The organism is Celeribacter sp., from assembly GCF_048270365.1.
In the GTDB taxonomy this organism is placed as follows: domain Bacteria; phylum Pseudomonadota; class Alphaproteobacteria; order Rhodobacterales; family Rhodobacteraceae; genus Celeribacter.
This window is the reverse complement of record NZ_JBLWTA010000003.1, coordinates 46831-69244: the sequence shown is the minus strand read 5'-3', so window position 1 is coordinate 69244 and position 22414 is coordinate 46831. Positions and strand designations below refer to the sequence as shown.

Sequence of the window (22414 nt, the reverse complement as noted above, 5' to 3'; positions counted from 1 at the left end):
GTCGCAGACTGTTCAAACGCCCCGATGCCCAATAGGGTCCCGGGGCGTTTCCCTATTGAAAGAGTCCCCCTATGCCGCGTCGCCTGCCGCAACTCGAATTTACCATCCTGCTTGCCATGCTGTTTGCGACCGTGGCCTTTTCCATCGACGCCATGTTGCCCGGTCTGCCGCAAATCGCCGCCGATCTGTCGCCCGATGACGCGAACCGCGCACAGCTTGTGCTCACCGCTTTCGTGTTCGGCATGGGCGGCGGCACGTTGATCTCCGGTCCGATTTCGGACCATTTCGGACGTAAACCGGTGATCCTTTTCGGTCTCGGCCTCTATATCGTCGGCGCCGTGATCGCAGGACTTTCCAACACGATGGAGATGATGCTGATCGGCCGCGCCATTCAGGGCGTCGGCGGCGCCTTTCCCCGCACCGTCGGGATCGCCATGGTGCGCGACCTCTATGAGGGCCGCGAAATGGCCAAGATCACCTCTTTCGTCATGACCATTTTCATGGTCGTGCCCGCTGCGGCGCCGTCGATCGGCGCGATGATCATGGTGGACTTTGGCTGGCACGGCATTTTCGTCGCCTTCGTTCTGGTCGCATTGATCGGCGCCACATGGATGAGCCTGCGCCAAGGCGAAACGCTGGCCCCGGAAAACCGCCGCCACCTCAACCTCACCGACCTGAAATCCGGCACCAAAGAAATTGTGGGCAATTACAATGTCCGCATCTACACCGTGATCCTGATGCTGGGCTTCGGCCAGATGTTCTCCATCCTCTCCTCGGTCCAGCAAATCTATGCGGACACCTTCGATCTCGAAGAGGTCTTCCCCTATTTCTTCGGCGCGACCGCTTTGATCTCCGCCGTGGGCGCGATCATGAACGGACGGCTCGTCGGCGAGAAAGGCATGCACTTCCTGATCCGTCTGGGCTACGGCATTGCGCTGACCGCCTCCGTCATTGCGTTGGCACTGAACCTTTTCGGGCTCGGCTCCGGCACCTTCGGCTTTGTGGTCTTCTTCCTCTGGACCGTGGCGATGTTCTCGATCAACGCCTTCACCTTCGGTAACCTGAACGCTTTGGCCTTGGTGCCTCTGGGGCGTCTCGCAGGCCTTGCCAACTCGCTGATCGGCGCGGTCTTCACCATGGGCTCCGTCCTGATCGCCGCCCCCGTGGGTCTTGCGTTCAATGGCACGCCGATCCCGGTGATGGCGGCGGGCATGATCTGTTCGGCGCTGGCGCTCATCCTGTTCCGCTTTGAGGACAGCGCGACGGCGCCGCATGGGGCACCTCCGAAACCTGCGGAATAATTCTTACTTCTTAGACGATTGCGCAGCGCCCTTCGCGAATTTCGCGAGGTCCTGCGCAATCGCATAGGCGCCTTTGATCTTGTCGCTGTCTTTCTTCCAGTCGCGACGAATGATGATCTTGTTGTCCTTGACCTTCGCCTGACCCTTTTGCGCGTGGATGAATTCCACAAGCCCCGCCGGGTTGGCGTATTTGTCGTTGTGGAACTGGAGCGTGGCCCCTTTCGGCCCGCCGTCTAGACGCGCAATGCCCGCCTCGCGGCATTTTTCCTTGATCCGAACAACGAGCAGCAAGGTGTTGACCTCTTTGGGCAATTTCCCGAACCGGTCGATCAACTCTGCGGCAAAGCCTTCCAACTCCACCTTGGTCTTCAGACCAGACAGACGCCGGTAAAGCCCCAAGCGCACATCCAGATCGGGCACATAGGTTTCCGGGATCAGCACCGGCACGCCGAGGTTGATCTGCGGCGCCCATTGGCCGTCGTCCTCAAGGCTCACCGCCTCCTCGCCCGACTTGATCCGGGCAATCGCTTCTTCAAGCATCGACTGGTAAAGCTCGAACCCGACCTCTTTGACGTGACCGGACTGCTCCTCGCCCACCAGGTTCCCTGCGCCTCGGATGTCAAGGTCTTGAGACGCAAGGGTAAATCCAGCCCCGAGGGTGTCCAGAGACCCGAGCACACGCAGCCGTTTTTCGGCCTGAGGCGTCAATGGCGCACGTGGTTTTGTCGTCAGATAGGCATAAGCGCGCGTCTTGGCGCGGCCCACCCGGCCCCGGATTTGGTAAAGCTGCGCAAGGCCGAACATATCGGCGCGGTGCACCACCATGGTGTTCGCTGTGGGAATGTCGATGCCGCTCTCGACAATTGTGGTCGCCAAAAGCACGTCATATTTGCCATCGTAAAAGGCGTTCATCCGGTCGTCCAACTCGCCCGCCGCCATCTGGCCATGGGCCACCACATGGGTCAGCTCGGGCACCTGTGCTTTCAGGAACTCTTCGATGTCCGGAATGTCACTGACGCGGGGCACAACGAGAAAGCTCTGCCCTCCGCGATAATGTTCGCGCAACAAGGCCTCACGCACCGTCACCGTGTCGAATTCCGACACATAGGTGCGGATCGACAGCCGGTCGACAGGCGGCGTGCCAATGATCGACAGGTCCCGCACCCCGGTGAGCGACATTTGCAGCGTCCGTGGGATGGGTGTGGCCGAGAGCGTCAGCACATGAATGTTGGATTTCAGGGACTTAAGGCGCTCTTTGTGTGCGACGCCGAACCGTTGTTCCTCGTCCACAATGAGCAAGCCGAGATTGGCGAATTTCACGGATTTCGCCAACAAAGCATGGGTGCCGACGACAATATCGACCGTGCCTTCGGCCAGATCCTCGCGGGTTTTTGCCATATCCTTCGCGGAAACAAAGCGTGACATCGGTCTGATATTGATGGGGAATCCCCGGAATCTCTCGGCAAAGCTGCGGAAGTGTTGCCGGGCCAAAAGCGTCGTCGGCGCAATGACTGCGACCTGCGCCCCCGACAGCGCCGCCACAAAGGCCGCGCGCATCGCCACCTCGGTTTTGCCAAAGCCCACGTCGCCACAGATCAGCCGGTCCATCGGCATCCCGCGTTCCAGATCGTCGAGGCAATCCTCGATGGCTTTGAGCTGATCTTCCGTCTCCGAATAAGGGAAGCGCGCGCAGAAGGCCTCCCACATATCGGCGGGCGGCTCCATGATCGGGGCTTTGCGGAGGTGGCGCTCGGCGGCGATGCGGATGAGCTTTTCAGCCACCTCGCGGATGCGTTCCTTCATCCGCGCTTTCTTGGCCTGCCACGCGCCACCGCCGAGCTTGTCCAAAAGCCCTTCGTCATGGCCATAACGGCTTAGAAGCTCAATGTTTTCAACGGGAAGGTAAAGCCGGTCGCCGCCCGCATATTCGAGCAAAAGGCACTCATGAGCGGCGCCCAAGGCGGTGACCACTTCAAGCCCGCGGAAAATGCCCACGCCATGTTCGACATGGACGATCAGGTCGCCGGGGCTCAGAGAACTATGTTCGGTCAGGAAGTTCTCGGCCTTTTTGCGCCGTCCCGGTCGGCGAACCAAACGGTCGCCCAGCACGTCCTGTTCGGAGATCACCGTGACAGATTGGCCCTCGCCCACAGGCGCCTCGAACCCCTGTTCCAGCGCCCACACCGAGAGATAAACCCCGCCGGTGCCGTCGGGCACATCGCGCCAATCGGCGATTTCCTTGCCCGCGACATCCTGATCTTCCAAGAGCGATTTCAGACGATCCCGCGCGCCTTCGGACCAGCTTGCCAGCACAACCTGACCAAGGGTGCGACGTTTCTGAATATGCTCTGCCAGTTCCTCGAAAAGATTGACGCCTTCCATCTGGCGTTCGGGCGAGAAATTGCGCCCGATCCGCCCGCCCGCATCGATCACGCCGGGGCCGGTGGCCTGTGGCAGCGGATGGAAATGCAGGATGCGACGGCCAGCGGTCGCAGCCTCCCAAGCCGCATCATCCAGATACAGCAACCCCGGCGGACAGGGTTTATAGACCGAGTCCATCCGGCCTTTGGCATTCAACGCCTCGCGCCGGGTCTGATATTGATCCTCAATGCCTTCCCAACGCGAAAGACGCGCCGCAGTCGATTGATCGTCAAGGGAAATTACCGCCTCAGGCAGGTAGTCGAACAGGGTCTCGAGCCGCTCATGGAAATAGGGCAGCCAATGCTCCATCCCCGCATGTTTGCGCCCGGCGGAGACCGCTTCGTAGAGCGGATCGTCCGTGCCCGCGGCGCCGAACTCGATGCGGTAATTCTGCCGAAACCGGGTGATTGCGGCCTCGTCAAGAATGACCTCGGAGACCGGCGTGAAGCTCACCTCTTTGAGGCTGTCGACGGTCTTCTGACTGGCCGGATCGAACCGACGGATACCGTCCAGCTCGTCGCCAAAAAAGTCCAACCGCACCGGAAGAACCTGCCCCGGCGGGAAAACATCGATGATGCCGCCCCGGATCGCATAATCGCCATGTTCGACCACGGTCGGCGCCTGTGTGAACCCCATGCGCACAAAAAACGCCCGCAGCTCCGCTTCATTGACGCGCTGGCCTTTCGCGAGCGTGAAGGCCGCACCTGCAAGCGTGTCGCGCGCGGGCAGCTTTTGCGTCGCGGCCGAAAGCGTGGTCAAAAGAACAAACCGCGAGGGCACCGATCCATGCGCCAGAGCCGCCAGGGTCGCCATCCGCTGCGCCGAAAGATCGGCATTGGGCGACATGCGGTCAAAAGGCAAACAGTCCCAGGCGGGAAATTCGATCACCGGCAGGTCGGGTGCAAAGAATTTCAACCCTTCGCGCAGCGCCGCCAACCGTTTGTCATCGCGCGCCACATGGATCACCGGCCCATTTGCACGGGTGACCTCGCGCGCCAAAAGATGCGCGTCGAACCCTTCGGGCGCGCCCCCGACGGTCAGATGAGTGGATTTGCTCATGGGTTAGCCCCCCAACGGCCCAATGGCGATGTTCTGATACATGCCCCACATGGCGGTGACGAAGATCGAACACATGCCGATCAACTGGACATAAAACCGATGCCGACGCAACTCGGCGACAAGGGCGTCGCCCTTGGTCTCTTCCTTGATGATCTTTTGTGCCGTGCGGATGTTGAGCGCGCCGACGAAAATCATCGGGAAAGCCATCATGAACACCGCCTGCGAGAATTGCAGCCCATAGCCAAAGCCGGTGATTGCCAGAATGACGATCAAGGCGCTGGCCAAAGCCGTCAGCACCAGCCCGGACACTTCGGCGATGTTCGACAACCGCCCGCAGTTGATCCGGACGAGATCTTCGAGATCGCGCATCCGGTCGCCACCCTGACGTTTGGCCTTGAGCGCCAGATCGAAGGGCACGCCCAAGACGAAATGCGAAGCCGTGGACCAGAGCACCGCCAAAGCGATCCAGTACCACATATTCGAAAAAGACCGCACATCGATCACTTCGAAGATGGTTGCGTAGAAATCCAAGGCGCTGCTCTTTTCTGTCGTGTTATCTGTATCGTGGCGCGCAAATGTCGCAGGGTTTTCGGACCCCTCCCACTCTTTTGAACAGGTTAGAGGTCCCGATCCCCGATTCCTACCCTTGAAGCGCCGGAAAATCCATGCCACCCCAAAGGAAATATCGCAACCTGAGGCCGTCCCCATGACCCGCACCACTGCCCCCTTCCCGCTGACCCGCCTGCGTCGCACACGTAAGATGGAGGCGCTGCGCGGTCTCGTGCGAGAGAACCACCTGTCGGTCGAAGATCTGATCTGGCCGGTGTTTGTGCGCGAAGGGGTGAATGAAGCCACACCAATTGCCTCGATGCCCGGCGTCGAACGCCTCACCATCGACCGGCTGGTGAAGGCCGCAGCCGAAGCCTATGCGCTTGGCATTCCCGCGATTTGCCTCTTTCCCTACATCGAACCGGAGCTCAAGACCGAAGATTGCGCGGGCGCCTGGGACCCGGACAACCTAGTGAACCGGGCGATCCGGGCGGTGAAGGCCGAGGTGCCGGAACTGGCGATCATGACGGACGTGGCCTTGGACCCCTACAATATCAACGGCCACGACGGCTATGTGGTGAACGGCGAGATCGTCAACGACATGACCGTCGAGGCTTTGGTTAAAATGTCGGTCGCTCAGGCTGAGGCGGGCGCCGACATCATCGGGCCGTCGGACATGATGGACGGGCGCATCGGCGCCATTCGCCGCGCTTTGGAAACCGAGGGCTTCGACAAGGTCTCGATCATGTCCTACGCCGCGAAATATGCCTCCGGCTTTTACGGGCCTTTCCGCGATGCGGTCGGTGCCTCCGGTGCGCTCAAAGGCGACAAAAAGACCTATCAGATGGACCCTGCCAACACGGACGAAGCCCTGCGCCTCGTCGAGCGCGATCTGTTGGAAGGCGCCGATATGGTCATGGTGAAACCCGGGATGCCCTATCTCGACGTCTGCCGCCGCGTTCAGGACACATTCAAAGTGCCGACCTTCGCCTATCAGGTCTCCGGCGAATACGCGATGCTGGCCGCCGCGTTCCAGAACGGCTGGCTCGATCGCGAAAAGATCGTGCTGGAAAGCCTGATGTGCTTCAAACGCGCGGGCTGCAACGGGATTTTGACCTATTTCGCGCCCGAATCTGCAAAACTGCTCGCAAAATAACGGCTACAGATCGGCAAAACCTCACCGAAGCACACCATAGGTGGTGTTTTGCCGATGACATAGGCGAAAGATTGCGGTTATAGTATACGCAATCGGGCCGATCAGAGCCCACAGAGGCATAGCAGCAAAGGGATACCCCTCATGACGATTTCCAATCGCCGGACCTTTATGATCGGTCTGGGCAGCGCCGGTCTTTTGGCCGCCTGCGACAACTCCATGCGGTCGAACGGATCGGCCACGATCGACGCCCGCGTCGACAGCACGCTCACCTATCTCTATTCCGACTACCCCGGCACCCAGACCCTGCGCGACAAATCCGTCGGCATGCTGGTGATGCCGCTGATCACCAAGGCGGGCTTTGGTGTGGGCGGCTCCTACGGACGCGGTGCTCTGCGTGTGGGTGGCGCGACGGTGGATTACTATTCCTCCACGCAGGCCACATTTGGGTTGCAGATCGGCGCCCAGCAATATGCTCACGTGCTGTTCTTCATGACCAACGAAGCCCTGGCCGATTTCCGCAATTCCCCGGGCTGGTCCGCTGGTGCCGATATGGAATATGCGATCTCCAACCGCGGCGAAAACCTCTCTGCGGAAACCATGACCTCGCTGTCGCCGGTGATTGCGGTGGTCTTCGGGCAAGCAGGCCTGATCGCAGGCGCGACGGTCGAGGGCACGAAATACACCCGGATTATTCCCTGATCTCGCAGCTAAAGTATTGCATGAAAAAAGCGGGCCAAGGCCCGCTTTTTATTTGAGTATTTTCACCAGGAAAAATGGCGGAGACATTAGGGCACGGATTCCTCAAGCACGCCGTCCGCAGACATCTGGGCATAGAGCAGGCCTTCGCGCAGGCCACGGTCGGCCACGGAAAGACGATCTGTCGGCCAGATGCGCAGCAAAGCCTGAAGGATCGCGGAGCCGGACATGATCAATTCCTGCCGGTCGCGCCCGATGCGCGGGTCACGTTTGCGCCCTTCCGGACCAAGTTCGAGATAGTCGCGGATCACCCGGTCAATCTGTTCCGAGGTCATGCGCAGCCCATCGACCTTATTGCGGTCATAGCGTTTCAACCCCAGATGCGAGGCGGCCACCGTGGTCACCGTCCCCGAGGTGCCGATGATCTGAAAGCCTTCGCGGCAGGCCTCATTGGCATAGGGCGCGAAATCGGCCAACTTTTCTTCGAAATACCAAGACATGAGCGCAAAGCGTGCGGCGTCGTCTTCGACGTCGGAGAATTGCTCCATCAGCGTGGCGACCCCCAGAGGCACGGAAATCCAATCGACGACCTTCGCGTGCGGAAAGCGGCTGTCGGAATTCTGGAACCCGGTGTGCAGCCGCATGATCGACCGCGGACGCTCGGCGCGCGGCACATTGGTCAGGTCGATCCAGACAAGCTCCGTCGAGCCGCCGCCGATGTCGACCACCAATAGCTGTTCGGTTTTCGTCGAGACCAAAGGTGCACAGGAAATCACCGCCAGACGCGCTTCTTCCTCCGGCTTGATGATCTCAAGCTTTAGCCCGGTCTCGCGTTGCACCCGGCGCAGGAAGTCGCGGGTATTGCGCGCACGGCGACAAGCCTCTGTCGCCACGAGGCGCATATGTTTGACATCGTGTTTCTCGAGCTTTTTGCGACAGACCCTGAGAGCCTGGATCGTGCGCGAGATCGACGTGCGACACAGTCGACCAGAGGCCTCTAACCCGCTGCCGAGCTGGACCGATTTCGAGAAACTGTCGACCACATGAAACTGGCTGCCCTTCGGTTGGGCAATCAACATGCGGCACGAATTTGTGCCTAGATCCAGCGCGGCATAAAGCTCGGCCGGATCGGCGGGTTTGGGTGCGAGAGGCTCGACCGCTTTCGGGAACGCGCCCGCACCATTGGGACGCTTGGGCGTCATTGGTCACGCCCTCCATATCAAGTTATCCCCACCATAAGCGAAATTTCGCGCGTCGGGCAAGTGTTCTGATGACTGCACATTATCACAATGTTCTGAGACTAAGTGTGCGCATTGGCACATCGGCTTTCTTTTGTCGGGGCTTTCTTTTATGTCCTGCGTCAAACTTCGTCTTTTCACCGTTTAAATGTCAGGACCTCGACATGGCGCGACTGATTGCCTTTAACAAACCTTTCGACGTGCTGTCGCAGTTCACAGATAAGGGCACCGAGGGCACGACGCGTCAAACCCTGTCGAATTTCATCAATATTCCAAAGGTTTACCCAGCAGGTCGCCTGGATCGCGACAGCGAGGGGCTTTTATTGCTGACGGATGACGGCAAACTTCAGGCCCGGATTTCAAACCCGCGCCACAAGATGGAAAAGACCTATCTGGCGCAGGTCGAGGGCGATCTGACGGAGGAGGCTTTGGCGCAGCTCAAACGGGGTGTCGAGTTAAAAGACGGTATGACGCGCCCTGCCCGTGCCAAGCGCGTCTCAGAACCCGACTGGCTCTGGCCGCGCACGCCGCCGGTGCGCTACCGCAAATCCGTGCCTGACAGCTGGCTTGAATTGACCATCTCCGAAGGCCGCAATCGTCAGGTGCGCCGGATGACCGCCGCCGTGGGGTTTCCGACGTTGCGGCTTATCCGCCTGTCCATCGGGCCGTGGCATTTGAACGATCTCGCCACAGGCGCCTGGCGTGACGAGGACCCAAAGGCAGCCCCCTTCACACGCTAAAAGCGCCCGCCTCCTAGAGCAAACATCACGAAAAGTTCCGAAACTTATGTTGAAAAACATGTGAACGGAAACCGCGAAACTTTTCAAAGCCTCCCTGAGTTGATCCCCCAGAAGGCCAGCGGGACCGCCGCTTGTGCCACATGTGAAGAACAACGAATTGGAGTTTCTTATGAAAACCCCTGGTAAATTTCTCGCCCTGTCCACCGCCGCTCTGATGGCTGTTGCCCCTATGGCATCCTTTGCCCAAGAGGCCGTGAATGGCGCAGAGATCATCAACGAACAGGCTCTCGACGAAAACGCCACCATCGCCGACAACGCGATGAAGGTGCAGAACCTCACCACGCTGATCGCCGCTGTGCAGGCCGCTGGTCTGGCCGATGAGCTGATGGATGAAGGCCCGTACACGCTGTTTGCTCCGACCAACGACGCCTTTGCTGCACTTCCTGCCGGTGCCGTGGATGAGCTTTTGTTGCCGGAAAACCGCGAGATGCTTCAGGATGTGATCAACGCCCACCTGATCGAAGGCGAGTTCACGCCGCAGATGATCGACGACCTTCTGGCGTCGGATGAGGCCCCGGATCGCGTCGCAATCCCCGCCAACGTTCAGGTCGATTACGACAACAACATCGTGACCCTGACCACGGTGTCCGGCGACCCGATCCGCGTCGAAAAAGGCACGGGCGAAGAGCTTGTCCTGCGTGACGCAGCCGGCAACATCGTGACCACGCTTGCGAAAGACGTCGAGCAGTCCAACGGCGTGATGTACTTTGTCGATGGTGTGTTGATGCCCGTGTCATAAGGTGTGTCGCAAGGCGCGCACCGTAAGCTATAAGTCTCAGGTATGGTCCAACTCCTGAGCATGAGGGCCGTCCCTTCGGGGATGGCCCTTTTTCATCTTTGGCGGCTGCAAATTCCCTTGACCGCCCCCTTGGCTTTGCTTAGGTAAATCGTCACCGCGGGTATGGTGAAAAGGTATCACGGCAGCTTCCCAAGCTTTAGTTACGGGTTCGATTCCCGTTACCCGCTCCAAATTTCCACAGATTGTTTTGTAGGCTTTGCCCTCCGCTAACCGATCAGGGATCAATCTCTTGTCGGGACGCTTTTCTGTGTCGGTTTGTGGCGGCGCGCGGCACGCAACATGCGCTGAAATTCCGGGCAGGAAAAATGATCCCGCTCTGGACAATATGCTGTATGACGCACCATTTGTGCCAACGACATCAATCGCTTGGCGTGAACCTCTATCTCTTCGGCGCGCTGTGTAAGTTCGGCTCTCTTAACCTGAATCTGACCGTCAAGCGTCATCCAATCGCGTATGTCATCAAGTGAGAACCCGGCCCAACGTGCCAGGCTGATCGCATCCAGCGTCTCAAGTACTTGCTCCTCGAACAATCGCCGCAATCCGCGCCGCCCTACCGATGAAATCAGTCCTTTTTCCTCATAATATCTAAGTGTTGATGCCGGATATCCGCTGCGTTTCGCAACTTCTGAAATATCCAAAACCATGCTCTTGACCTCAAGTCGACTTAAAGTGGCAGAATAGGTGCTTCTGACATCAAAAGAAAGCATCGCACGTGACATATCAGATTTCCTGGTCGCAGCCCCTTTGGGGCGAGGCCGCCGTTCTTGGGGTCGGCGCCACCTTGTTCATGGATACCGTAGCCCTGCTGCGGCACCGATTTTGGGCGGTCCCCTCGCTCGACTACGCCTTGGTCGGCCGATGGGCGCTTGGACTGCTTCGCGGGCAGATAATTCATCATCCGATCCAAGCCAGCGCGTCCCTGCGTGGCGAAACAAGTGTCGGATGGACATTGCATTATCTCATCGGCATTGGATTCGCCGCGCTTTGGCTGTGGGTGGTCGGCGCTGAGTGGATCGCCCTGCCCGCCGCGACCCTCTTTGGAGCGGCGATGATGATGGGGGCAGTCACGGTGCTGGCACCCTATCTGTTCCTGCACCCAGTCTTTGGCTTTGGCCTCGCCGCAAGACACACACCCAATCCGGCCTTGGTTCGCTGGCGCAGCTTCGTGGCGCATTTGTCCTTCGGTCTCGGATTGTTTGTGGTCGCTCAGATATGGCGCATGATCCACCCATCGATGTGACGCAGGGTTTCGCTTTGCGCAGCCGCCTCTCCCGGCTACGGCTGATGTCAGAGGGAGGATTTCAACATGACAACTGATTTTCTGGACACGGCCAAGGCCGCACTTTTGGAGCGACTCAAAGGCGAGAATTTCGAAAAATCCGTGTCGCTCAGGATCAAGGAGATCGGCAATCTGATCATCAAAGGCGATACGGCGGAGATTTCCGACGACCGCGCCGATTGTGCGATCATCGCGGATCAACCGACGTTTGAGAAGATCCTCAAAGGTGAGTTGAACCCGATGAAAGCCGCGATGTTCGGCAAGCTCAAGATCACAGGCGACGCCAAAACGGCGATGAAATTCGGCGCGCTCTTTGGCTGAGCGCGCCGACATTTAAAACCTCAATATCTGATGCTTAGGAGTTCATCTTGAGGTAGTCGACGAGCTGAATCGTGGAGCCATCCTTACCCGCGCCATCGGCCTCGCCAGCCAATACGGGTTGCAGCGCCAGCGCCAGCTCTTTGCCCAGTTCCACGCCCCATTGGTCGAAGGAGTTGATGCCGAGGATCACGCCTTCGACAAACACCCGGTGCTCATAGAGCGCCACGATTTGCCCCAAGACATAAGGCGTCAGTTTCTCATAGGCGAGCGTGGTCGTCGGCCGGTTGCCGGGGAACACGCGATGTCGCGCCTGACGGTCCAACTCCGCGCCTTCGAAACCCTTTTTCTTCATGATCTCAGTGGCTTCTTCCAAAGATCTGCCGCGCAGCAAGGCCTCCGATTGCGCCAGACAGTTGGAGACCAGCAGCTCGTGCTGATGCGCCAGACCCGGCTCATGACCAAAGCGGCCGACCATGAATTCACAAGGGATCACCCGCGTGCCCTGATGGATCAGCTGATAGAAGGCGTGCTGACCGTTGGTGCCCGGCTCGCCCCAGACCACAGGGCCACTGTCAAACGGCAAGGTCGATCCATCCATCGCCACACGTTTGCCGTTCGATTCCATCTCGAGCTGCTGCAAATAGGCCGGAAGCCGCAGCAGACGTTGCTCATAGGGCAGAACTGCACGGGTGGCATAGCCGCAGACCTGATTGTGCCAGACGCCGACCAGCGCCAAAAGCACCGGCAGGTTGTCGATCCAATCGGCGCTCTGAAAATGCACATCCATCGCCTGCCCGCCGCGCAGGAAGTCAGCGAATTTCTGCGGGCCGATGGCGATCATCAAAGACAGCCCGATCGGTCCCCAAACGGAATAGCGCCCGCCGACCCAATCTTCGAAACCGAAGACAAGATCGGGATCGATGCCGAACTCCGCCGTCTTGTCACGCGCGGTGGAAAGAGCTGCGAAATGCTTCGCCACACCTTCTTCGCCCACGGATTTCACCAACCAGTCTCGCGCGGTTTTGGCGTTGGTCATGGTTTCGATGGTGGTAAAGGTTTTCGACGCCACGATGATCAGCGTGGTCTGCGGATTGAGGCCCGACAGGACGTCATGGATATGCGCGCCATCGACGTTGGACACAAAATGACAGCGCGGGCCATCGACATAGGGCTGAAGCGCCTCATAGGCCATCACAGGCCCCAGATCGGAGCCGCCGATGCCAATGTTGACGATATGCTCAAACGGAACACCCGACACAGAGGCAATAGAGCCACGCCGCACCCGGTCCGCGAAATCGTCCATCCGCGCCAGCGTATGGCGCACGCCGGGCACGACATCCTTGCCGTCGACCATCACAGGCTCGCCATCGAGATTGCGCAGCGCAGTATGAAGCACGGCGCGCCCCTCGGTGTCGTTGATCTTGGCTCCCTCGAACATCGCGGCACGTTTGTCTTTCAGGCCCGATTGCTCCAGCAGATCGAACAGCGCTTCGCGCGTCTCCGCGTCGATATTCGTCTTGGAATAATCGAACAAAAGACCGTCGCTCAACACTGAAAACCCGGCGGCGCGGCCCTCATCTGCGGCAAAAAGATCGAGAATATGACGCGACTTCGCCGCCTCTGCCAAGGATTTGAGAGCGGAAAAATCAACGGTCATATCGTCTCCTTCTTGGGTCCTGTCACACCCATGTCATTGGTCCTCTTCGCTTATAGCGAAAGTATTACAGTCTCGCTAAAGCTTCCTGAATTCGTCAGGGCATTTTCGCGGAACAAACGTCACTCTGCCCAATGCACAGTCGCTTGCGACAGCACGGCCTTCACCGGCGCGTCCAGTTCATCAAGCTCCTGCGCGCGCTCCAAAGCCGCGCGTTTTTCCGCGCCGGTGATCAGGATATGCGTCGAGATCGCCGATTTGAGCGCCTTGGCCGAAAGCGTGATCCGGGGTTCCGGCGCACCGGGCGCCCGCATCGCCAAAAGCGTGGGCGCCTCGTCTGAGAGGCCAAGCTCCAACTGATCGGCGCCGGGAAACAGGCTCGCGGTATGCATATCGGCGCCCATGCCGAGCAAAAGCACATTGAGCGGCAAGACCGCCTCAATCGCTGGCATCAACGCGTCCAAGCCCTCTTCGGGCGTCGGCACATCGCGGTAAAGCGGCACGAGATGCGCGTCCGCGGCCTTCCCGACCAGCAAGCGCCGTTTCAACAGCGCGGTATTGGAGCGCTCAGAGCTTTCCGGCACCCAGCGTTCGTCATTCAACAGCACGTCGACGCGGTCCCAGTCCAGCGACACAGCCGAGAGCGTGTCGAACACCGGTCCGGGCGTCGTGCCACCGGGCACGCAAAAGCTCACCCGCTCCTGCGCCTCCAACCCCATGCGCAATTCGCCTGCGATCTTATTCGCCAGATCCAACAACATCACATCGCGGTCGGGGTATTCGATGAACTTCATTCCTTGATCTCCCGCCAGCGGCGCCCCTCGCGGTGCAACATGATCGCCGCCTCTTCGGGGCCTGAGGAATAGGCATCGTAAGGCTTCGGCACATCGCCGCGCGCCTCCCAGCCCTCAATCAGCGGATCGGTCCAGGCCCAGGCCGCTTCGACCTCGTCGCCGCGCATGAAAAGCGTCTGGTTGCCGCGGATGACATCCATGATCAACCGCTCGTAAGCATCTGTAATCTCTTCGGCATCTTCGCCCAGAGCCTCGGCGAAAGACATGTCCAAAGGCACGTCGATCAGACGCATCCCGCCCGGTCCCGGCTCCTTGATCGTAACCTTCAGCGTCATGCCCTCATTCGGCTGGAGCCGGATCGACAGCACGTTGGCATGCCGCCCGGCCTCCTCGCCAAAGATCGAATGCGGCGCGTCCTTGAACATCACCGCAATCTCTGAGGTGCGCGCCTTGAGCTTCTTGCCGGTGCGCAGATAAAACGGCGTGCCCGCCCACCGCCAGTTGGAAATCATGCACCGCAGCGCGATGAAACTTTCGGTGCGCGAGCGCGGATCGCCCGCATCCTCACGGTACGACGGCTGATCGTCGGTGGCGTCATATTGGCCGCGCACGATGTGGTGGTGATCGATCGCCTCCAAGGCGCGGATCACTTTCAGCTTTTCGTCACGCACCGCGTCCGGATCGAACCGCGACGGCGGCTCCATCGCGATCAGACACAAGAGCTGCATCAGGTGGTTTTGCACCATGTCGCGCATCGCGCCCGAGCGGTCGTAATATTCGCCCCGTCCGCCGACGCCCACGGTCTCCGCTACGGTGATCTGGATGTGATCGACATATTGCGAATTCCACAAAGGCTCGAACAGAATATTGCCAAACCGCACCGCCATGAGGTTCTGCACCGTCTCTTTGCCTAAGTAATGGTCGATGCGATAAATCTGTGTTTCGTCAAAGTGTTGCGCCAGAGAACGATTGAGCGCCTTGGCGGTTTTGAGATCGCGGCCAAAGGGTTTCTCGACCACGATCCGCGCCGCCTCATCGGCGATGCCATAGCTCATCAATCGTTCCGCGATGTCACCGAATAGCGAGGGCGCGACGGAGAAATAATAGGCCTTGATCACGTCCTTGCGCATCATGCCCTTGAGGTCGTCCCAGCCACCGTCGCCGCGCGCGTCGACCTGCACATAATCGAGGCGCTTCAGAAACGTGCCGATCTGTCCCTCGTCACAGGTGTTTTTCGAGGAAAACTCAAGGATCGCCTCGCGCACCATCTGGCGAAACTCATCCGGACTGTGTTCGGAGCGCGCAGCGCCGATGATCCGCGCCGTCTCCGGCATCTGACCGGCACAGAATCGGCGATAAAGCCCCGGCAAGATCTTGCGTCGGGCCAGATCCCCCGTGCCGCCGAAAATCACCAGATCGAAATCATCGACCGGAATGACGCGTGAGACCATATCTGTGTTCCTTTTCGTCTTGCCCGGTCCCGATACCCTGTGCGGGGGTGCGGTCAGGACCCTGTTTGAAGCCGCGAGATTTTGCGTGCCACAGCGCTTTGATAGTTAGCGCTAACGCCCCTCTCTTACCGCTTGGTCAAGGAGAAGTCTAGCATTGCCCGAGCACCTCTCAAGGGCCGAGTTAGACAATTTTCCGATCACAAAGCCGCGGGACCCGGAGTGCGGCCTTTTCACAACGTTCCGCCATCAGTAAGTTAACGGAAACAGCGCGGGACACTTGCGATGAAAGATCAAAGCCAATCAGATTTTGCCGCCAATGACGGCAAATTCATCGACCCGGACGTGACGGCCAAGGGCGAGGCGCGGGCCAAAGTGGCGCTGGAGCGGTTGGAGACGCTGTGGTTCAACACGGGCACGCTTTGCAACATCACCTGCGTGAATTGCTACATCGAAAGCTCGCCCACCAATGATGCGCTGACCTATCTGACGGAGGAAGAGGTCACGCGCTATCTCGATGAGGCCGAGACACTCAATCCCCGCCCGCGCGAGATTGGCTTCACCGGCGGCGAACCCTTCATGAACCCCGAGATGATCGCCATGACGCGGGCCGCTTTGGAGCGCGGCTATGAGGTGCTGATCCTCACCAACGCCATGCGCCCGATGCAACGGCCCGTCGTTTTGGCCGGTCTTTTGGCGCTGAACGCAGAGTTCCCCGGCCAGCTTACCCTGCGCGTCTCGCTCGATCATTTTTCCGCAGCCGAGCACGATGAGATGCGCGGTGCCGGCAGTTATGCGATCACCTTGGAGGGCATGGATTGGCTGCGCGACAACGGGTTTCGCATGGCGGTGGCGGCGCGCTCGCTTTGGCATGAGACAGAGTCTGAGACCCGCGCCGGATTTGCCGCGCTCTTCAAAGAGAGAACCTACAAGATCGATGCGCAACACCCCGGTATGACGGTGATTTTCCCCGAAATGGATATGAGCGTCGAGGTGCCCGAAATCACCACCGCCTGCTGGGGCATTTTGAACAAAAGCCCCACGGACGTGATGTGCGCCACGCAGCGCATGGTGGTGAAACGCAAGGGGCAGAGCCCCTCTGTGGTGGCCTGTACGCTTTTGCCCTATGAGGCGGAGTTCGATCTTGGCGCGACCTTGGCGGAGGCGTCTGGCGATGTAGCGCTCAACCATCCGCATTGCGCGAAATTCTGTGTTCTGGGGGGCGCGTCCTGCTCCGTGTGACACGCTCGCGCCGGTTTACATCTCCAGCTCGGTATCCCAATAGAGATAATCCATCCAGCTTTCGTGCAAATGCCCCGGCGGGAATTTGCGGCCGATGTTCCGGAGCTGTTCGGCGCCCGGCGCACGCGGCGGTTTGCGCAGGCTCATATGCGCCTGTTGCAACGACTTCGACCCCTTCTTGAGGTTGCAGGGCACACAGGCTGCCACGATATTTTCCCAAGACGTCACACCGCCCCGCGCCCGAGGGATCACGTGATCAAAGGTCAACTCGCCCTTCGAGCCGCAATATTGGCAACAAAATTCGTCCCTCAAAAACAAATTAAAGCGCGTGAAGGCCACGCGCTTTTGAGGTTTCACATAATCTTTGAGGACGACGACCGAAGGAATTCTGATCTTGCAACTCGGGCTGTGCACGTAGTCGTCATATTCGGCGACAATATCGACCCGGTCGAGAAACACCGCCTTGATCGCCTCCTGCCAGGGCCAAAGCGAGAGCGGATAATAGGACAAGGGCCGATAGTCTGCGTTGAGCACAAGCGCTGGGTGCGCCCGTGTCGCATTGGGTTGTCTGACAAAATCCGTCCTGAAATTTCCGTCCATCTGCGTGCCTGCTCCGTCCACTGATCTGTCGTGATCAAGGACGGGAGCCACCCCGCCCCGATATCATCTTTCACTATATATCGCGGCCTGAACCTGACAAGCCCCTGTATATGTGAAGGTCTCGCTCTGTTCTCTACAGCGCTTTCGTGACGTCGATATGACGCCTCTTTAAGCAGCATCTAGCGTGATTTCGCGAAAAGACCCCAAATTTTGAACAAAAGACGGATCATGCGACACCAAAATCAACGCGCCGCCCCATGACGATAGCCCCGCTTCCAGCGCTTCAATGGCCTCAAGATCAAGATGATTGCTCGGCTCATCAAACAGTAACAGAGGCGCCGGATCGTCGCCCGCGCCCATTAGCGCGATCGCGGCCCGAAGCCTCTCGCCGCCCGAAAGAGCCTCGGTGGGCTTTTCTGCGGCATCGCCCCGAAACCCCGCGCGCGCAAGGGCGGCGCGGATGTCGGCAGAGCTGAGGTCAGGGTGCTCATTCTGCGCCACCTCCAAAAGCGTCCCTGCGCCTTGCAATCCACCGGATTGATCCAGCCGCATGACCTTTGTGTGGCGTAAAATCTGCCCCGCAACGGGAGTGACCTCGCCTGTTATCCCGCGCAAAAGCGTCGATTTCCCGGCCCCGTTCGGCCCTTTGAGCCAAATCCGCTCCGGCCCGGTGATTGAGAAACTCACCGGGCCGATCCGGTGATCTCCCATGTCAAAACAAGCCTCCTCAAGCTCCAAAACCCCTTTTGAACCGGGCAAGCTCACCGCCGGAAACCGCATTGCCACCGGCGTGATCGCCTCGATCCGCTGCAAGAGAGCCTCGCGATCCGCGGTCAGCCCGCTCGCCCGGCGATCTTCGGCGCGCAAACGCCCGCCGGAGCTGCGTTCCGCGCCTTCCTTGGCCTTGTCCAAAAGCATCTTCGATTGCGACCCATCGCGCAGTGTCTTGCCCTGCCGTGCCCGGCGCTCTTGGCGGGCCTGCGCCTCTCGGGCGTGGGATTTCTGCTGTTTCAGATCGCGCTCCGCCCGCCCCAAGGCTTGCGTCAGCCGCGCGCGCTCGGCCTCACGGGCGGCGGCATAGGCCGACCAGCCGCCGCCCGTCACCGAAACAGAGCCATCCGGTTCCAGCGCCACGATCCGGTCCATATGCTCCAAGAGCGCACGGTCGTGGCTTGCGATCAGGATCAAGCCTTTATGCTGCGCCAACGCGGACATCAGCCCCGCGCGCGCATCGAGATCGAGCGCGTTGGTCGGCTCGTCCAACAGCAAAATGTCCGGTGGATCGAAAAACAGCGCCGCGAGCGCCGCCCGCAATTGCTGCCCGCCGGAAAGCGTCCCAATGGGGCGGTCCATCGCCAGATGCGGCAGGCCAAAACGGTCCAACTGGGCGTGAATGCTCTCTTCCAACCCCCAATCGACGGCTTCGAACGGACCAGACGTGGCCTCGCCCCTTTGCGCGCGGCGCAGATCGGCCAAACCCTCCGTCACCCCAAAGAGATCACAGAGCAACGCCTTGGGATCGGGCGTCTGATTCAACAGCCCCACAGTACCGGATCGGATCACCTCACCGGCGATCAGAGGCGGGCCCACATGTCCCGCAATAAATTTTAAAAGCGTGGATTTCCCTGAGCCGTTCCGCCCGACAAGACCGGTCACACCCGGCCCAAAAGTCAGGTCAAAACCAGCAGATTGTCCAGAAACTCTGTTGGATCCGGGCGCCTTAGCGGCGCTTGCGGCGGTCCTCAACACGGATGCGGATAGGGAGACGTTGCTCAGACGGAGCAGACATGAGGGCATAGCTCACCATGAGTCCAACAGTGACACCAATTGCAGCAATAGCGATTGCGGTCATCACGATCATGTCCATGGGGTAGCCCTCCTAGTTACATGTAAATTAGGTAACACTCCAAAACCGATGGTCAAGTGGATTGCGAGAGGATTGCGCAAAAAAGCGAGGTCTTGCCTAATTTTTGCCAAATTTCTTGAGCCGCCCCGCAATTTTACCTTACGTCACGCCTCTTCATAGCCGAGGTTTTTGCGCAGAAACGCCAAGGCGACCCCCAGACCGTCCGGCGAAATCCCATGCCCCGTGCCGCGCATGATATGGGCGTAGGTCTCAAACCCCGCAGCTTGCAGCGCCTGCCCGGCTTCCGGCAGAGATTGCGGCGGCACCACCTGGTCCTCATCGCCATGGATCAAAAGCACGGGCATTTTCACCTGCATCTCATCCTCAAGCATTTCAGGTTCGAGGATACGCCCCGAGAAGCCCACCACACAGGACATTGCCTCCTCACGCCGCGGCGCGACATGCAGCGCCATCATCGTGCCTTGAGAGAAACCCAAAAGCGCAATCTGATCGGGTTCAAACCCGTAGTCCACCATGATGGTGTCGAGATAATCGTTCAGCTCATCGACCGCACGAAGCATACCTGCGCGGGCCTCTTCCTCTGACGAGCCATCAATCCAAGGGATCGGAAACCATTGATATCCCATCGGATTACCGATGCAGCGCTCGGGCGCATCGGGGGCAAAGAACATCGTGTCGGGCATGTGTTCGGACAGAGGATCGGCCAGCCCCAACAGGTCATTGGCGTCAGCCCCATAGCCATGCAGGAAAATCACCGCAGAGCCCGCGCGCCCCGACAGGCTGTCGCGTGTGTGGTTGGTCAGTTCGGACATGGTCTAGCGCACCCCTTCGCGTTGCTTTGCCACATGGTAGTAAGCCCAAAGCGCGCGTGCCGCAACCGCGCGCCACGGGGACCAGTCTTCGGCCATTTGCCGTAGAGCGCGATCTTTCGGGCGCTCGGGCAGCTCGAACAACAGCCGCGCGGCCTCTTGCAGCGCCAGATCGCCCGGCGCAAAGACATCCGCATGGCCCAGAGAAAACATGGCGTAGATCTCCGCCGTCCAGACACCGATGCCGGGCACTTGGGTGAGGGTTGCGACGACTTCCTCGATCGGGGCCTCTCGGAGGGCGCGGTAGTCGATCCGCGCCTCGGCCAGCGCCTTGGCATAGCGTACCTTTTGCCGGGACAGACCACAGGCGCGCAACTCGTCTTCGGTCGCCCAAAGCACTTTGCGGGGACCTGTGAGTTTTGCGGCTTTCATCCGTCGCCAGATGCCATTGGCGGCGGCGACGGAGATTTGCTGGCTGACGATGGCGCCCAAAAGCTCTTCAAACCCGTCCTTACGGCGGCGCAAAGGCAAAGGTCCGGTCAAACGCAGCGCCTCGGCAAAGCGCGGGTCCATCGCGGCCAGATGCGCCGCGCCTTCCGCCACATCGGCGTCACAGGTGATGATCCGCCTCATGATCCTTTACATCATATCGCCGGAGGCCATGGCGTGGCTTTCGGCCCATTCCAAAGCGTCCAAAAGATGCTCGCGCCGGGTGGCCCCCGAAGGCGGCGGACAGGTCAGAAAGGCGACGTTGATCGACCGCTCCCGCGCCGCCTCCAAAAGCTCGCGATGGCTTTCGGTGCCAAAGACCACAAGCCAATCCGTGGGCTGATCGCTCAGAACCTTCCCGGCCAAAACGGACAGCTCTCGCCCCGGCAGGCCCTCCGCGATCTGGTCACGCAGACGTGGCTCGGAACAGGTGACACGCGCAGCTTCGGGGATCAGTGCCGCAAGGGCAATGGGGTCAGAAACCGCCTGCCACATGTCGCCCGGACGCGAGCGCAGCGAGGCGCGTTCGAACCGCAGATACGGCAGGCCGCGCGCCTCGCACAGCGCGAAACTCTCTGCTGTCAGATCGGAACAGGCGGGGCTGGCGTCGATCACGGCCGTCACCTCTTCGCCTGCGATCACGCCCTCCAGCGGCGGCGCCTCCTCAGGCATCCGCACCAGCGCTTTGATCCCGGCCTCACACAGATGATCCGCCAGATTGCGCGCCTCAGTCGTGCCTGCCAGAAGTAAGATCATCTTTCGCCATCCCTTTTCAAACTCCCGAGCAGTCATGCGCGATCCCCGTCGGTTTGTCAGCCCCCAAGCAGAGGATTGCACAAGTTTCGGGCCGCGATGACCGCTCTGTCGTTTTCGCACAATCACCGAAACAAAGCCGCTTTCCCGCTCAACCTCGCTGCGTCATAAAAGAGACATGACAGAATCGACCCTCACCCTGCCCTCCGGCGACTGGCCCACATTAGAACCCGGCTGGGTCTGGCTTTGCGGCGCGGGTCCGGGCGATCCGGGGCTGATGACGCTGCACGCGGTACATGCTCTGCGTGAGGCCGATGTGATCGTCTATGATGCCTTGGTATCAAAAGACATTCTGAGCTGGGCCGCGCCCGAAACCGAGATGGTCTATGCCGGCAAACGCGGTGGCAAACCCTCGGCCAAACAAGCGGATATTTCGCTACAACTCGTCGATCTGGCCAAGGCCGGAAAACGCGTATTGCGCCTCAAGGGCGGCGATCCTTTCGTCTTTGGCCGCGGTGGCGAAGAGGCGCAGACGCTCATTCAGCACGGGGTGCCCGTGCGCATCATTCCGGGCATTTCGGCAGGGATAGGCGGGCTGGCCTATGCAGGCATTCCCGTGACGCACCGCGATGTGAACCAGGCCGTCACCTTTGTCACCGGCCACGACAAAACCGGTGCCGCGACCCAACTCGATTGGGCTGCCATGGGACGTGCGGCGGGGGTTCTGGTGATCTACATGGGCATGAAACACGCGCCCACCATTCGCGAAGGTCTTTTGGCCGCCGGTCGCCCCGAAGATGAACCCGTCGCCGTGGTCTCGCAGGCCACGACGCCAGATCAACGGGTGATTGAAACCACTCTGGACGCCATGGTCGAGGACATCGACGCCGCCGCGATGGAACCGCCCGCGATCATTTGCATCGGGCGCGCGGTCTTGATGCGTCAGGTGCTGGATTGGCAGGCGCTCATGCGGGGCGAGGCGCCGCGCGATCTCGACCCTTTGAGGCGTGGCAAACCTGCGCAAGAGGGCTAAACCCTCACATCCCCCACCTAAAACTCGCCGCGCGTGAGACGTTTTCGCACAACCGCACTTGAAGAACGTGGGTTCTCAGACCGCGCCTCTGTCGCTAAACGCTATA

The 22414-nt window shown here is 59.8% G+C and carries 22 protein-coding genes and 1 tRNA gene; 10 read left to right on the top strand and 13 right to left on the bottom strand.

Annotation, left to right across the window (positions count from 1 at the left end):
* The first annotated feature begins 71 nt into the window (after positions 1–71).
* Positions 72–1301 (top strand): multidrug effflux MFS transporter, encoded by a 1230-nt coding sequence (locus ACN0X0_RS05085; protein WP_417278287.1) that lies wholly within the window; start codon positions 72–74, stop codon positions 1299–1301.
* A 3-nt stretch (positions 1302–1304) separates the two neighbouring features.
* On the opposite strand, the gene mfd is transcribed toward ACN0X0_RS05085, so the two are convergent.
* Together mfd and ACN0X0_RS05075 are read right to left on the bottom strand one after the other, a co-directional pair.
* Positions 1305–4781: a transcription-repair coupling factor gene (gene mfd, locus ACN0X0_RS05080; RefSeq protein ID WP_417278286.1), complete on the bottom strand. Its 3477-nt coding sequence runs from the start codon at positions 4779–4781 to the stop codon at positions 1305–1307.
* A 3-nt stretch (positions 4782–4784) separates the two neighbouring features.
* Complete coding sequence (locus ACN0X0_RS05075; protein WP_417278285.1) at positions 4785–5312, bottom strand: component of SufBCD complex; 528 nt, start codon at positions 5310–5312, stop codon at positions 4785–4787.
* A gap of 175 nt (positions 5313–5487) precedes the next feature.
* Between ACN0X0_RS05075 and hemB the strand changes: the two genes are divergently transcribed.
* Together hemB and ACN0X0_RS05065 are read left to right on the top strand one after the other, a co-directional pair.
* The gene (gene hemB / locus ACN0X0_RS05070; protein WP_417278284.1) at positions 5488–6486 is read left to right on the top strand and encodes a porphobilinogen synthase; all 999 of its coding nucleotides are present in this window, start codon (positions 5488–5490) and stop codon (positions 6484–6486) included.
* A 141-nt stretch (positions 6487–6627) separates the two neighbouring features.
* On the top strand, positions 6628–7185 hold the full coding sequence (locus tag ACN0X0_RS05065; protein ID WP_226553562.1) for a YSC84-related protein: 558 nt from the start codon (positions 6628–6630) through the stop codon (positions 7183–7185).
* A gap of 86 nt (positions 7186–7271) precedes the next feature.
* On the opposite strand, the gene ACN0X0_RS05060 is transcribed toward ACN0X0_RS05065, so the two are convergent.
* Positions 7272–8384 carry a Ppx/GppA phosphatase family protein gene (locus ACN0X0_RS05060; protein ID WP_417278283.1) on the bottom strand — a complete coding sequence of 371 codons (1113 nt, stop codon included), beginning with the start codon at positions 8382–8384 and terminating at the stop codon, positions 7272–7274.
* Between the two features lie 200 nt (positions 8385–8584).
* Here ACN0X0_RS05060 and ACN0X0_RS05055 point away from each other — a divergent pair, with 200 nt between their 5' ends.
* From ACN0X0_RS05055 to ACN0X0_RS05045, 3 genes are all read left to right on the top strand, one after another.
* Positions 8585–9160, top strand: a complete 576-nt coding sequence (locus ACN0X0_RS05055; RefSeq protein ID WP_417278282.1) for an rRNA large subunit pseudouridine synthase E — start codon at positions 8585–8587, stop codon at positions 9158–9160.
* Positions 9161–9329: 169 nt separating this feature from the next.
* A complete protein-coding gene (locus tag ACN0X0_RS05050; protein WP_417261099.1) occupies positions 9330–9959 on the top strand; it encodes a fasciclin domain-containing protein in 630 nt (209 codons plus the stop codon).
* Between the two features lie 156 nt (positions 9960–10115).
* Positions 10116–10189: transfer RNA gene (locus ACN0X0_RS05045), tRNA-Gly, on the top strand.
* A 51-nt stretch (positions 10190–10240) separates the two neighbouring features.
* Here the strand turns inward: ACN0X0_RS05045 and ACN0X0_RS05040 are convergent.
* Positions 10241–10738, bottom strand: a complete 498-nt coding sequence (locus tag ACN0X0_RS05040) for a helix-turn-helix domain-containing protein (protein ID WP_417278281.1) — start codon at positions 10736–10738, stop codon at positions 10241–10243.
* On the opposite strand from ACN0X0_RS05040, the gene ACN0X0_RS05035 reads away from it, so the two are divergent.
* Both ACN0X0_RS05035 and ACN0X0_RS05030 read left to right on the top strand, forming a co-directional pair.
* The gene (locus ACN0X0_RS05035; RefSeq protein WP_417278280.1) at positions 10732–11259 is read left to right on the top strand and encodes a DUF2938 family protein; all 528 of its coding nucleotides are present in this window, start codon (positions 10732–10734) and stop codon (positions 11257–11259) included. The genes ACN0X0_RS05040 and ACN0X0_RS05035 overlap by 7 nt on opposite strands.
* A 66-nt stretch (positions 11260–11325) precedes the next feature.
* The gene (locus ACN0X0_RS05030) at positions 11326–11619 is read left to right on the top strand and encodes an SCP2 sterol-binding domain-containing protein (protein WP_417278279.1); all 294 of its coding nucleotides are present in this window, start codon (positions 11326–11328) and stop codon (positions 11617–11619) included.
* Positions 11620–11653: 34 nt separating this feature from the next.
* Here ACN0X0_RS05030 and pgi read toward each other — a convergent pair whose 3' ends face one another.
* From pgi to zwf, 3 genes are all read right to left on the bottom strand, one after another.
* Positions 11654–13276 carry a glucose-6-phosphate isomerase gene (gene pgi / locus ACN0X0_RS05025; protein WP_417278278.1) on the bottom strand — a complete coding sequence of 541 codons (1623 nt, stop codon included), beginning with the start codon at positions 13274–13276 and terminating at the stop codon, positions 11654–11656.
* A gap of 119 nt (positions 13277–13395) precedes the next feature.
* Entirely contained in the window at positions 13396–14067 is a 672-nt protein-coding gene (gene pgl, locus ACN0X0_RS05020) for a 6-phosphogluconolactonase (protein WP_417278277.1), read from the bottom strand.
* The gene (zwf, locus tag ACN0X0_RS05015) at positions 14064–15518 is read right to left on the bottom strand and encodes a glucose-6-phosphate dehydrogenase (RefSeq protein WP_417278276.1); all 1455 of its coding nucleotides are present in this window, start codon (positions 15516–15518) and stop codon (positions 14064–14066) included. The genes pgl and zwf overlap by 4 nt, the downstream gene beginning before the upstream one ends.
* A 282-nt stretch (positions 15519–15800) precedes the next feature.
* Between zwf and ACN0X0_RS05010 the strand changes: the two genes are divergently transcribed.
* Positions 15801–16757, top strand: a complete 957-nt coding sequence (locus ACN0X0_RS05010; RefSeq protein ID WP_417278275.1) for a radical SAM protein — start codon at positions 15801–15803, stop codon at positions 16755–16757.
* A gap of 15 nt (positions 16758–16772) precedes the next feature.
* On the opposite strand, the gene ACN0X0_RS05005 is transcribed toward ACN0X0_RS05010, so the two are convergent.
* From ACN0X0_RS05005 to ACN0X0_RS04980, 6 genes are all read right to left on the bottom strand, one after another.
* Positions 16773–17357 (bottom strand): HNH endonuclease, encoded by a 585-nt coding sequence (locus ACN0X0_RS05005; protein ID WP_226553591.1) that lies wholly within the window; start codon positions 17355–17357, stop codon positions 16773–16775.
* A gap of 168 nt (positions 17358–17525) precedes the next feature.
* The gene (locus tag ACN0X0_RS05000) at positions 17526–19013 is read right to left on the bottom strand and encodes an ABC-F family ATP-binding cassette domain-containing protein (RefSeq protein ID WP_417278274.1); all 1488 of its coding nucleotides are present in this window, start codon (positions 19011–19013) and stop codon (positions 17526–17528) included.
* 64 nt (positions 19014–19077) lie between these two features.
* Entirely contained in the window at positions 19078–19224 is a 147-nt protein-coding gene (locus ACN0X0_RS04995) for a hypothetical protein (RefSeq protein ID WP_417261106.1), read from the bottom strand.
* Between the two features lie 143 nt (positions 19225–19367).
* On the bottom strand, positions 19368–20036 hold the full coding sequence (locus tag ACN0X0_RS04990; RefSeq protein WP_417278273.1) for an alpha/beta hydrolase: 669 nt from the start codon (positions 20034–20036) through the stop codon (positions 19368–19370).
* 3 nt (positions 20037–20039) lie between these two features.
* Positions 20040–20666, bottom strand: a complete 627-nt coding sequence (locus ACN0X0_RS04985; RefSeq protein ID WP_417278272.1) for a DNA-3-methyladenine glycosylase family protein — start codon at positions 20664–20666, stop codon at positions 20040–20042.
* A 6-nt stretch (positions 20667–20672) separates the two neighbouring features.
* Positions 20673–21278: a hypothetical protein gene (locus ACN0X0_RS04980; protein WP_417278271.1), complete on the bottom strand. Its 606-nt coding sequence runs from the start codon at positions 21276–21278 to the stop codon at positions 20673–20675.
* Positions 21279–21453: 175 nt separating this feature from the next.
* Here ACN0X0_RS04980 and cobA point away from each other — a divergent pair, with 175 nt between their 5' ends.
* The gene (cobA, locus tag ACN0X0_RS04975) at positions 21454–22308 is read left to right on the top strand and encodes a uroporphyrinogen-III C-methyltransferase (protein WP_417278270.1); all 855 of its coding nucleotides are present in this window, start codon (positions 21454–21456) and stop codon (positions 22306–22308) included.
* Positions 22309–22414: the final 106 nt, after the last annotated feature.

Bases quoted from the DNA above. Each gene is read 5' to 3' on its own strand.
- ACN0X0_RS05085 (WP_417278287.1), top strand. From the start codon at position 72: ATGCCGCGTCGCCTGCCGCAACTCGAATTTACCATCCTGCTTGCCATG.
- mfd (WP_417278286.1), bottom strand. From the start codon at position 4,781: ATGAGCAAATCCACTCATCTGACCGTCGGGGGCGCGCCCGAAGGGTTC.
- hemB (WP_417278284.1), top strand. From the start codon at position 5,488: ATGACCCGCACCACTGCCCCCTTCCCGCTGACCCGCCTGCGTCGCACA.
- ACN0X0_RS05065 (WP_226553562.1), top strand. From the start codon at position 6,628: ATGACGATTTCCAATCGCCGGACCTTTATGATCGGTCTGGGCAGCGCC.
- ACN0X0_RS05060 (WP_417278283.1), bottom strand. From the start codon at position 8,384: ATGACGCCCAAGCGTCCCAATGGTGCGGGCGCGTTCCCGAAAGCGGTC.
- ACN0X0_RS05055 (WP_417278282.1), top strand. From the start codon at position 8,585: ATGGCGCGACTGATTGCCTTTAACAAACCTTTCGACGTGCTGTCGCAG.
- ACN0X0_RS05050 (WP_417261099.1), top strand. From the start codon at position 9,330: ATGAAAACCCCTGGTAAATTTCTCGCCCTGTCCACCGCCGCTCTGATG.
- ACN0X0_RS05040 (WP_417278281.1), bottom strand. From the start codon at position 10,738: ATGTCACGTGCGATGCTTTCTTTTGATGTCAGAAGCACCTATTCTGCC.
- ACN0X0_RS05030 (WP_417278279.1), top strand. From the start codon at position 11,326: ATGACAACTGATTTTCTGGACACGGCCAAGGCCGCACTTTTGGAGCGA.
- pgi (WP_417278278.1), bottom strand. From the start codon at position 13,276: ATGACCGTTGATTTTTCCGCTCTCAAATCCTTGGCAGAGGCGGCGAAG.
- pgl (WP_417278277.1), bottom strand. From the start codon at position 14,067: ATGAAGTTCATCGAATACCCCGACCGCGATGTGATGTTGTTGGATCTG.
- zwf (WP_417278276.1), bottom strand. From the start codon at position 15,518: ATGGTCTCACGCGTCATTCCGGTCGATGATTTCGATCTGGTGATTTTC.
- ACN0X0_RS05010 (WP_417278275.1), top strand. From the start codon at position 15,801: ATGAAAGATCAAAGCCAATCAGATTTTGCCGCCAATGACGGCAAATTC.
- ACN0X0_RS05005 (WP_226553591.1), bottom strand. From the start codon at position 17,357: ATGGACGGAAATTTCAGGACGGATTTTGTCAGACAACCCAATGCGACA.
- ACN0X0_RS04995 (WP_417261106.1), bottom strand. From the start codon at position 19,224: ATGGACATGATCGTGATGACCGCAATCGCTATTGCTGCAATTGGTGTC.
- ACN0X0_RS04990 (WP_417278273.1), bottom strand. From the start codon at position 20,036: ATGTCCGAACTGACCAACCACACACGCGACAGCCTGTCGGGGCGCGCG.
- ACN0X0_RS04985 (WP_417278272.1), bottom strand. From the start codon at position 20,666: ATGAGGCGGATCATCACCTGTGACGCCGATGTGGCGGAAGGCGCGGCG.
- ACN0X0_RS04980 (WP_417278271.1), bottom strand. From the start codon at position 21,278: ATGATCTTACTTCTGGCAGGCACGACTGAGGCGCGCAATCTGGCGGAT.
- cobA (WP_417278270.1), top strand. From the start codon at position 21,454: ATGACAGAATCGACCCTCACCCTGCCCTCCGGCGACTGGCCCACATTA.